Below are 1,553 nucleotides of genomic sequence, written 5' to 3'. Positions count from 1 at the left end.
GCATCCGTTGATGTCCAAGTCACCGTAGTGTCTCCGATTGGGAAGGTTGCTGGCGCATCATTCGTAATCGTTGGTACACCACAGTTGTCTGTGCCTGTTGGGGCTGCTCCTAAACTTACCCCACTTGCGGTACACGTGCCTGCATCTACATTCACCGTGACTGCCGATGGACAAGCACTGATCGTTGGATTGATATTGTCTACTACTGTAACTACTTGTGTACACGTAGCGGTGTTTCCTGCGGCATCCGTTGATGTCCAAGTCACCGTAGTGTCTCCGATTGGGAAGGTTGCTGGCGCATCATTCGTAATCGTTGGTACGCCACAGTTGTCTGTGCCTGTTGGGGCTGCTCCTAAACTTACCCCACTTGCTGTACACGTGCCTGCATCTACATTCACCGTGACTGCCGATGGACAAGCACTGATCGTTGGATTGATATTGTCTACTACTGTAACTACTTGTGTACACGTAGCGGTGTTTCCTGCAGCATCCGTTGATGTCCAAGTCACCGTAGTGTCTCCGATTGGGAAGGTTGCTGGCGCATCATTCGTGATCGTTGGTACACCACAGTTGTCTGTGCCTGTTGGGGCTGCTCCTAAACTTACCCCACTTGCTGTACACGTGCCTGCATCTACATTCACCGTGACTGCCGATGGACAAGCACTGATCGTTGGATTGATATTGTCTACTACTGTAACTACTTGTGTACACGTAGCGGTGTTTCCTGCAGCATCCGTTGATGTCCAAGTCACCGTAGTGTCTCCGATTGGGAAGGTTGCTGGCGCATCATTCGTGATCGTTGGTACGCCACAGTTGTCTGTGCCTGTTGGGGCTGCTCCTAAACTTACCCCACTTGCGGTACACGTGCCTGCATCTACATTCACCGTGACTGCCGATGGACAAGCACTGATCGTTGGATTGATATTGTCTACTACTGTAACTACTTGTGTACACGTAGCGGTGTTTCCTGCGGCATCCGTTGATGTCCAAGTCACCGTAGTGTCTCCGATTGGGAAGGTTGCTGGCGCATCATTCGTAATCGTTGATACACCACAGTTGTCTGTGCCTGTTGGGGCTGCTCCTAAACTTACCCCACTTGCGGTACACGTGCCTGCATCTACATTCACCGTCACTGCCGATGGACAAGCACTGATCGTTGGATTGATATTGTCTACTACTGTAACTACTTGTGTACACGTAGCGGTGTTTCCTGCGGCATCCGTTGATGTCCAAGTCACCGTAGTGTCTCCGATTGGGAAGGTTGCTGGCGCATCATTCGTAATCGTTGATACACCACAGTTGTCTGTGCCTGTTGGGGCTGCTCCTAAACTTACCCCACTTGCGGTACACGTGCCTGCATCTACATTCACCGTGACTGCCGATGGACAAGCACTGATCGTTGGATTGATATTGTCTACTACTGTAACTACTTGTGTACACGTAGCGGTGTTTCCTGCGGCATCCGTTGATGTCCAAGTCACCGTAGTGTCTCCGATTGGGAAGGTTGCTGGCGCATCATTCGTGATCGTTGGCACGCCACAGTTGTTTGTGCC

Annotated in this window: 1 protein-coding gene; it reads right to left on the bottom strand. The window is 51.1% G+C overall.

Features of this window, described 5'->3' with window-relative positions; all coding sequences use genetic code 11:
• The coding region (locus C7447_RS14625) for an HYR domain-containing protein (RefSeq protein ID WP_148871263.1) at nucleotides 1–1,553 on the bottom strand (1,553 nt) is incomplete at both ends.

Source organism: Tenacibaculum adriaticum (assembly GCF_008124875.1).
Taxonomy (GTDB): Bacteria; Bacteroidota; Bacteroidia; order Flavobacteriales; family Flavobacteriaceae; genus Polaribacter; species Polaribacter adriaticus.
This window is presented reverse-complemented; position numbering and strand designations above follow the sequence as displayed.